Source organism: Frankia tisae, assembly GCF_025403405.1.
Lineage (GTDB): Bacteria > Actinomycetota > Actinomycetes > Frankiales > Frankiaceae > Frankia > Frankia tisai.
Window position 1 is genome coordinate 1 of sequence record NZ_JANEZT010000324.1, and the last position, 7,725, is coordinate 7,725.

Annotated in this window: 10 protein-coding genes; 6 read left to right on the top strand and 4 right to left on the bottom strand. The window is 67.6% G+C overall.

What is annotated here, in order from left to right; genetic code table 11:
* The first annotated feature begins 81 nt into the window (after positions 1-81).
* Positions 82-1,173: a zinc-binding dehydrogenase gene (locus NBZ85_RS24130; RefSeq protein WP_256790421.1), complete on the top strand. Its 1,092-nt coding sequence runs from the start codon at positions 82-84 to the stop codon at positions 1,171-1,173.
* Positions 1,174-1,205: 32 nt separating this feature from the next.
* Here NBZ85_RS24130 and NBZ85_RS24135 read toward each other — a convergent pair whose 3' ends face one another.
* Together NBZ85_RS24135 and NBZ85_RS24140 are read right to left on the bottom strand one after the other, a co-directional pair.
* Positions 1,206-2,264: a phosphotransferase gene (locus tag NBZ85_RS24135; protein ID WP_256790422.1), complete on the bottom strand. Its 1,059-nt coding sequence runs from the start codon at positions 2,262-2,264 to the stop codon at positions 1,206-1,208.
* Complete coding sequence (locus tag NBZ85_RS24140; RefSeq protein WP_235490735.1) at positions 2,261-2,482, bottom strand: hypothetical protein; 222 nt, start codon at positions 2,480-2,482, stop codon at positions 2,261-2,263. The genes NBZ85_RS24135 and NBZ85_RS24140 overlap by 4 nt, the downstream gene beginning before the upstream one ends.
* Positions 2,483-2,950: 468 nt before the next feature.
* Here NBZ85_RS24140 and NBZ85_RS24145 point away from each other — a divergent pair, with 468 nt between their 5' ends.
* From NBZ85_RS24145 to NBZ85_RS24160, 4 genes are all read left to right on the top strand, one after another.
* Complete coding sequence (locus tag NBZ85_RS24145; RefSeq protein ID WP_261562652.1) at positions 2,951-3,862, top strand: radical SAM protein; 912 nt, start codon at positions 2,951-2,953, stop codon at positions 3,860-3,862.
* Positions 3,855-4,562, top strand: a complete 708-nt coding sequence (locus NBZ85_RS24150; protein ID WP_261562653.1) for a hypothetical protein — start codon at positions 3,855-3,857, stop codon at positions 4,560-4,562. The genes NBZ85_RS24145 and NBZ85_RS24150 overlap by 8 nt, the downstream gene beginning before the upstream one ends.
* Before the next feature lie 91 nt (positions 4,563-4,653).
* Entirely contained in the window at positions 4,654-5,268 is a 615-nt protein-coding gene (locus NBZ85_RS24155) for an AAA family ATPase (RefSeq protein ID WP_256790434.1), read from the top strand.
* A 37-nt stretch (positions 5,269-5,305) separates the two neighbouring features.
* The gene (locus NBZ85_RS24160; RefSeq protein WP_256790435.1) at positions 5,306-5,743 is read left to right on the top strand and encodes an NUDIX hydrolase; all 438 of its coding nucleotides are present in this window, start codon (positions 5,306-5,308) and stop codon (positions 5,741-5,743) included.
* A gap of 147 nt (positions 5,744-5,890) precedes the next feature.
* On the opposite strand, the gene NBZ85_RS24165 is transcribed toward NBZ85_RS24160, so the two are convergent.
* The gene (locus NBZ85_RS24165; RefSeq protein ID WP_264762211.1) at positions 5,891-6,403 is read right to left on the bottom strand and encodes a TSCPD domain-containing protein; all 513 of its coding nucleotides are present in this window, start codon (positions 6,401-6,403) and stop codon (positions 5,891-5,893) included.
* A 259-nt stretch (positions 6,404-6,662) separates the two neighbouring features.
* On the opposite strand from NBZ85_RS24165, the gene NBZ85_RS24170 reads away from it, so the two are divergent.
* Positions 6,663-6,923, top strand: a complete 261-nt coding sequence (locus tag NBZ85_RS24170; protein ID WP_055752538.1) for a hypothetical protein — start codon at positions 6,663-6,665, stop codon at positions 6,921-6,923.
* Between the two features lie 22 nt (positions 6,924-6,945).
* On the opposite strand, the gene NBZ85_RS24175 is transcribed toward NBZ85_RS24170, so the two are convergent.
* The gene (locus tag NBZ85_RS24175; RefSeq protein WP_055752537.1) at positions 6,946-7,566 is read right to left on the bottom strand and encodes a hypothetical protein; all 621 of its coding nucleotides are present in this window, start codon (positions 7,564-7,566) and stop codon (positions 6,946-6,948) included.
* Positions 7,567-7,725 lie beyond the last annotated feature (159 nt).

Sequence of the window (7,725 nt, forward strand, 5' to 3'; positions counted from 1 at the left end):
CGCCTACCTCGAACAAGTCGCCGCGGCCCTCGCGGTCACCCGCCTGCCCTTCTGACCCCGACCGCGAAACAGGAGATCGCCATGACCACCCTCACCGCCAAGGCCGCCGTCCTGCACACCCCCGGCACGCCCATGACCATCGAGCCCATCCAGCTCCGCACGCCCGGCCCCGGCGAGGTCCTCGTCCGCACCGCCAGCGTCGGCATCTGCGGCACCGACCTGCACTTCGCCCGCGGCCTGTTCCCCTACCCGGCCCCCACCGTGCTCGGCCACGAAGCCAGCGGCACCATCGAACACCTCGGCCCCGACGTCACCGGGCTCACCACCGGAGACCGAGTCCTCGTCTGTGACCAGATCCCCTGCGGCCAGTGCGGGAACTGCCTGTCCGGACGGATGGTCTACTGCACCGACTCCAGCGGCAAACAACGCCAGAAGTCCCGACTCAGCCTGAATGGCCAGCCGTTCCGCCAATACCTGGGCGTGTCCGCCCTCGCCGAGCTGATGCTCGTCGACGCCGCCGCACTCATCCCCATTCCCGAGCAGGTCAGCTTCGCCGCCGCCGCCCTGCTCGGCTGCTGCCTGACCACCGGGATGGCGACCGTCCTCAACACCGCGGCTATCCGTCCCGGCCAATCCGTACTCGTCATCGGCTGCGGCGGTGTCGGCCTGGGCGCCGTCCAGGCCGCGAGAATCGCCGGCGCGACCCGCATCCTCGCGGCCGACCCCGAAGCCCACCGCAGGCATGCCGCCCGCTCTCTCGGCGCGACCCACACCATCAACCCGGCACACGACACCATCCCCGCGGCTGTCGCCGCCGCCACCGACCAGCACGGAGTCGACATCGCAGTCGAAGCCGTCGGTGACCCCACCCTGGCCTCGGCCGCGTTCGAGGCACTGTCACCCGGCGGACGCGCCGTCATCATCGGGATGATGCCACCCGGCAGCGAGATCAAAGTTCCCGGCGCCCTGCTCCGCCACGGCCGAAGCCTCACCGGCTCCGTCATGGGCGAGGTTCGCACCCACCACGACATCCCGGCGTACGTACGGATGGCCGCCGAACACCGGCTGCTCGCCGACGACATCGCCACGACCCGATTCCCGCTGAACGAGATCAACGAAGCATTCAACCACGCAACCGCACGACGCGGCATCCGCACCATGATCGATTTCTGAGGCGTCCGCTGCGGAAGCCCGGCCGGCCCCGGTCAGGCTCCCGCAGCGAACGCGGCCTGCACCTCATCACGCTGGTCCGTCCACCACGCCAACAGCCGCTCACTGGGCTCCATCAGCGCATCAGGGCCATGATCGCCACGGTCGTAGTGAAACTCGAACATCCAAAAATCGGACATGCGCTTCCACCACAGCCGATCCACTGCCTCGACCAGATCGTCTCTCGGCAACGGTTTCACAGCGCGGTAGCCGGTCACGAACGCCGCGACCCGCTCCAGATCCAGATAGCCGTGCTCACCGCCGAACTGGACCTGCGCGGTACGCGCCACCTCCTCACCCAGCCGCCTGACCGCAATGCGGTCCCAGTCAAGGACTGCGCTGACCGTCCCCTCGTGGTGCAGGACGTTGCGGTACTGCAGATCGCCATGGGTCCAGCCGAACAACCATCCGCCCGTGCCCCCCGACGGTATGCACGACCGATGTTTCTCGATGAGGACCTTACGCTCCGCGAGCAGGTCCCGAGCAGCCATGTCGAAACTGGTCGGTTCGGGGATAACAGCGATCCTGGTCAGCAGGCGGTCGGCCTTCTCAAGGGCCCGCTCCGCAGCGGTTATCTTCGCCCGCGGAGCCTCACCGGCCTCAGGCAGCGAAGCGCCGATCTGTGCATGAAGCGCGTTGTGAATATCGGCTACCAGCGACCCGAATGACTCTGTTTCACCCGAAGATAGATCAGTCCCTTCGCGATGGGCCCCCTCCGCCCAGGACGAGACCAGATAATCGCCAGACCCCGCCTGGAACAGCACCTCCCCGGCGGGAGTCAGCACAGGAGCACAGACCGGCAGCCCGGCGGCCCTCAAGTCAACCAACACGCGGGCGTTACGGCACGCCACCTCAGCAGAAACGTCCAACAAGAGCTTGAGAGCAAACGACCCGGCGGCAGTCTCAATCCGCCAATTACGGTTCATGATCCCGCCAGGGAGGAACTCGACCCGGCGAACCGGCCCCAACCCGAAGCCCTCCGCAATTATCCGAAGGTCCCCTTCCTCCAGGCCAGGTGCAACAGCGTTCATCTCCGGCATCTCATCACGCGTCACGGCGAAACCCTAGCCCGGAGCGCGCCAGAGTCCTGGGCTGGGCTCGCGCCGACCCTGAGCACCTGCCCCAACTGCGCACCAACGTCGATCCTGCCCGGACACGTGCCGAGCCCGTCGAGCCAGGACACGGCGGCGTTCACCTCGACCACGTGCTGCCGCATCAGGGACGCGAGGCCGTAGGAGAACATCGTGTGCAGACCACGATCCTCGATCACCACCGATGATCGCAGGCCCCGCCCCGCCGCTCGGAACGTGAAGCGCTGCGGGTGCCGCCGCCGGCGGTCTCCCGCCAGCCGGGACGCGGTGCGGGCTGACCCCGGAGGGAGCCGAACGTTTCGCTGCTGTCGGGACGAAGTTGTGGGCGCGCCGGAGTGCTTTCGGGCAGGTCAGCGATGGTGCATCGGCCCGAATCGGATGTTCTGTCTGTGGGGAATGTTTGTCGGCCGGTTGCTTGGGAGGCTGGGGGCGTTCAGCGTCGGCGCGGTAGCTCGCCGTCACGATAGCGGCGGTCAGCTGAGTCCTCGCCGCGCGTGGCCCATGTCGAGAAGGAACTGATGATCGCTTCTTCCGCACCTCCGCCGCCCGTCGCTCCTGTGGCGGCGCGGTCCGCCCGCGATGAGGAACGTTCGCACGCTGGTGAGCCCGTGATCTTCACTGATGGGCATCACTTCAGCCTTGCAGATTCGGTGGATCTGGATACGGTCGCCGCAGCTGCAACCGGCCCGCTCTCGGTGATCGTGCAGGTCACGAAGCGGTGTAACTTCGACTGCTCGTTCTGTTCGGAGGTCTTGCAGGAGCCCGACCCGACCCTGGACGCGCTGGAACGGATGCGGGACAACCTGGCCGGGGTTCCGCGGGTGTTCCTCTCTGGTGGTGAGCCGCTGCTGCGCAGGGATTTCGTCGACGTCGTCGACATGTTCGCCGGCACCGTGATCGGGGTGCCCACCAACGCCACGCGCGGCCTCCAGCATGCGCGTCACCTGGCCGGCAAGATCAGCTTTGTCAACGTGGGGTTGGAAGGGCCTCGGGCCACCACGAACCGGGTCCGGGGCGACTACGACACGGTCATGGCTGGGGTGCGGGCGTTCCAGGACGCGGGCCTGCCGCTGTCGCTGTCGGCGGTGGTCTATCGCTCGACGCTGGCCGCGTTGCCGTTCACCTACCAGATCGCCGACCTGCTCGACGCCGGGAAACTCAAGCTGATCCTGCCGTTGCGCAAGGGCAACGCGCTCGACCTCGCCGAGCATGAGTTCATCAGCGTGGACGAGGCCACGGCGACGTTCGCGCGGTTGACCGAGCTGCGGGCCGTGCACGACTGGCGGCCGGCGCTTCGGCTGACGGCGTGGACCCCGGACACCGAAGGCCACATGATCGTCGTCGGGCCGTCGGGGCGGGCCAGTGCCTGGCCGGTCTACGACGCACCCGACCTGTTGGAACCGTTGGGCAACCTGCTCGACGAGCCGATCACCGCGATCTGGGCGCGTTACCGGTTCAAGCGCAACCACTACGCCAAGTACTTGGGACGGTCGATCCATACGGTCACCCGGACCGATCGGCCGCCGGCGCAACGCGGCATGCTCAGGATCGCGGATGCGTGAGGCGACCAACCTCGACTGGGCCGACACGCCGTTCGGGGCCGCACGGCGGCCCTTCGCCGAGCGGACCCCGCTGTTGGCCGCGTTCTCCGTCGTTCATACCGATCGGTTCTCTCCGGCCGCGGCCGGGGCGGTGTATCTGCGGCTGCCGCGGGGGCGCCTGCTGATGGTTGCCGACACGACGCTGCGGTTCGGTTTCCACGCTGTCGCCGCCCAGGACGCAGCGGACGTACCCGCGATCGTCGCCCTGGTCGACGGTCTGCTCGTGCAGGCACGACGTCAGGCCGCGGTCCTCGCCGGCCACCGCTTCGCCGGCGAGCTGTCCCTCCTGACCGCCGCCATCGGCCGGCCCGTGCGAGGGATCACGTCCGTCGCCGCCGCATGGGGCGAGGAGAACCCCGAACGCGGGCTCGCGCGTCTCCTCGACACCGCGGACAGGACCGGTCCGGCGACACTTGCAGACCTCTGCGCCCGCCACCGCCTCCACGGCCTGGACCGGTCCCCTGGCGGCCACGCGGCAGAGGCCGCCAGCTCGCTGGCAGTGCTCGATCCGCTGCGTCAGTCCGTCGGGCATGCGCTGGCGATCGCACTGATCGCCGCACGGAATACCGGCCACTACCAGTGGGACGACCTTCACCTCGACGCTCTCGTCGACGCCGCCGCCTGGGACCAGACCACCAGCGTCCGCACCGAGACCGCCTGATGTGCACCGGCCCGCCAGCCCGTCCTGTCCGGCTGAAGCGCCATCACGGCGTCGACGGCGATCGTCGGCTCGTCGAGGAAGGACCTCGCTGATGCTGCGGAACTGCCTTGTCATCGCGGTCGAGGGCACCCACGCCTCCGGCAAGACGACCCTCACCCACGCCCTCGCCGCCTACTACCGGGAACGCGGCGTACACGTCACCGCTGTGCCCGAACCCGCGAGGAACTCGCCGTTCATCGAGGAAATCGTCGTCCACGGCAAGGGCAGCTTCGACCTGGAGACCGAGGTCGATCTGTTCGCCGCGCAGCTGTCCAGCCAGCTGCGCACCGCCCGCGGCCACACGATGGTCATCGCGGACAAGACGATCGCGAACGTGCTGGCGTACGCCTGGCTGGTCCTGCCCGGCGGCCCCGACGGACCCCACGGTCCTGTGCTCCAAGCGATAGAGACGTTCTGCCGGGCCTGGTCCTACGTGTACGACGCGGTGTTCTACTGCTGCGACCGCTTCGACCAGCAGCAGGTCGGGGACCCCTACCGGTCCCAAGTACTCGACATGCAGCCAGCCGCCGACCGCGTCGTGCGCAGCACCTGCGCCAGCGTCGGACAACGCGTATACGACATCCCGCCGAACATGTCCACCAGCCAGCGCGTCGACTGGATCGCCGAACAGCTCACCGCTCTCGGCCTCGACCCGACCACCCGCTGACAAACACCCGCTCTGCCGAGGGAAGAGAATCCCAACCGTGGCCTATACCAGCGTCATTGACGTTCTGCTACTCCTCGTCCGCGGCGACCAGGTGCTCCTCGCCCTGCGATCCGGCACCGGTTTTGCGGATAACGAGTGGAATGTCCCGAGCGGCAAGCTCGAAGAAGGCGAGGACGTCGCCGCCGCGATGCTCCGCGAGGCACACGAAGAAATCGGCCTCCATCTGGATCGCGGGTCCCTGGAACTCGCCTCGACGGTCCATTTTCGGAACGAACACGGGGAAGGACGACTTGGACTGTTCTTCCGGCCGGCACGCTGGGACGGAGAGCCCGTCAACGCGGAACCACACAAGTGTGCCCGAATCTCCTGGTTTCCGCTGAATAGCCTCCCTGACAATACCTACCCCTACACGCGAATCGGAATCGAACTCTACGAGGCAGGACGAAAATTTGCCGTTCACGGATGGAACGCCTGAACCTCGTCTTGCCTCAATGCCCCACACGCCAGCTTCGACATGCTGCCATCCGTCACGATCTGTGATGACATCGACAGCGCCCTGATCGCAGCACGTCACGTTCTTACCGACGAGAGCACGTGAACCGCCCCAGCGGGCAGAAGCCTCTCAGGGCGAGACCTGGACTGGGATCTCGAAGGGCACGAACATCGGCATTCCCGGCGTGTCCGACCACGTCGGCGGCACCGGTGTGGGCTCGGTCGCGACCTCGGCGCGCTCCAGCGGCGTGAGCACGCCCAATGCGGCCCGGTCCTCCAACGGCAGGAAATCCAAGGCCAGGCGCCGCACCACGTAATCGATGATCGACGTGGCCCGTGGGATCTCCGGGTCGTCGGTCAGTCCCGCCGGCTCGAATCGCAGGTCGGCGAACTGCCGAACGAACGTCACCAGCGCCACGCCGTGTGCCAGACCAGTCGAGATCGCCGACGAGACGGTCTCGGTCATCCCGCGCAGAGTCGACCCCTGCTTCGCCATGATCAGATTGACGTCCGCCAGCGAACCGTCGGCGTGCAGGGACGCGATGATGAAACCGTAGGCGCCGCCGACCGTGAACGACCTCGTCACGGACTTGCGATGCCGAGGCGCCCGCCGTGCCACGGCACCCGGCGTCCGGGTTCCCATCGTTGGCGTTGCGTCAACCACGGCGCGTTCCTCTCGATCGACACGTTGATTCTGTATGGCCACATCCGGCGACGATCACAACAGGTAGCGCGAGCGCATCGCGGGAAGTGCCAGATGTTGTGGTCGAACCGAGATATCAGCATAGGCCAGCGGCCGTCCCCTCTCGCAGTGGAGGCATCGGCGTGTCCGACCTTGCCCGGTCACGATCCTCGGATTCGACCTGACGACCCTGGAGAACTCGCAAGACGCCAGCTACGCCGTGCTCGGTGACCTGATCGCCGCGATCGAGGCCCAGCCGCTGGATGCCGGCACCGCACACGAGGACGCGATGGGTGCGCGGGTCGACGTGCTGGTGGAGGAGCGTCTGGCGCTGCTGCGTGACGTTCTCGTGGCCACCGTGCACGACCTGCTGCCGAGGCTCGCGACGCGGCATGCCGACCTGCTCGGGCGGGAGCACCGACGTTGGGCGCGGACTACCGGCTGGATGCTGATCAATGCGGCGGATTCCCGTGGCAGCTGACCCGACGCGCGGCACGCTGCGGTCAGGAGCCGGTCTTCTCCGGGATCGGCACCCAGTGGAACTCCGGGCAGAACCGGGCGTAGGTGACCAGCTTCCAGGCGGCGTAGTCCTCCAGCCGGCCGGTGGCGCGCAGCAGGTGCTTGACCCAGGTGTGGCAGACCCGTTCGTCGTGGCTCATCGCCGCGTCGATCTGGTCGAGCATCCGGCCGGCCACCGCGAAATCGTCCACGGTCAACGCGCTGAGATCGATCTCGATGTCGTCCACGGTGAAGGTGAACACGAGCCGGGTGGTGGAGAAGCTTGTGTGGCGCTCTCCCAGGAAACGGGCGCGGCCGTCGAGCGTCGCCATCAGCTCGTCCCGACGTTCGACCGGGTAGCCGATACCCAGGTCCAGGTCGGAGGTCTCCAGGTTCAGTCTGGTACCAAACGAGCCGACGTCGCGCGGCTGATGTCCGGTCCACTGCTCGATGAGCGCCGACGCCTGCACGCGGACGGTGTGCAGGCGCTCGTCGTGGGCGCGCATCGACGTGTAGAACGCCTCGGCCCGGTCGAACTCGGCGTCGGGGACGTCGGCGCGCTCAGCCCATCCCTTCGCCCTGATCGCATCCAGGTCCAGCAGGGTGACGTGGTCTGGAGTCGTCATGCCGGTGACCTTAACGTCACAGTCAGCAGCGTTCTTCGCGGGGCGGTCGCTGGCCTTCAACGGGCAATGAGGGGGATGACATGACCGAACCGAGCCTTCTGGCGCGCTGGACTCTCGCCGGCGGCCTGACCACCCGCCCGACGCCCCTGGTCCCGAGCC

What these genes read in the sequence shown, in the direction of transcription:
- NBZ85_RS24130 (WP_256790421.1), top strand. Translation starts at nt 82, where the DNA reads ATGACCACCCTCACCGCCAAGGCCGCCGTCCTGCACACCCCCGGCACG.
- NBZ85_RS24150 (WP_261562653.1), top strand. Translation starts at nt 3,855, where the DNA reads ATGCGTGAGGCGACCAACCTCGACTGGGCCGACACGCCGTTCGGGGCC.
- NBZ85_RS24155 (WP_256790434.1), top strand. Translation starts at nt 4,654, where the DNA reads ATGCTGCGGAACTGCCTTGTCATCGCGGTCGAGGGCACCCACGCCTCC.
- NBZ85_RS24165 (WP_264762211.1), bottom strand. Translation starts at nt 6,403, where the DNA reads ATGGGAACCCGGACGCCGGGTGCCGTGGCACGGCGGGCGCCTCGGCAT.
- NBZ85_RS24175 (WP_055752537.1), bottom strand. Translation starts at nt 7,566, where the DNA reads ATGACGACTCCAGACCACGTCACCCTGCTGGACCTGGATGCGATCAGG.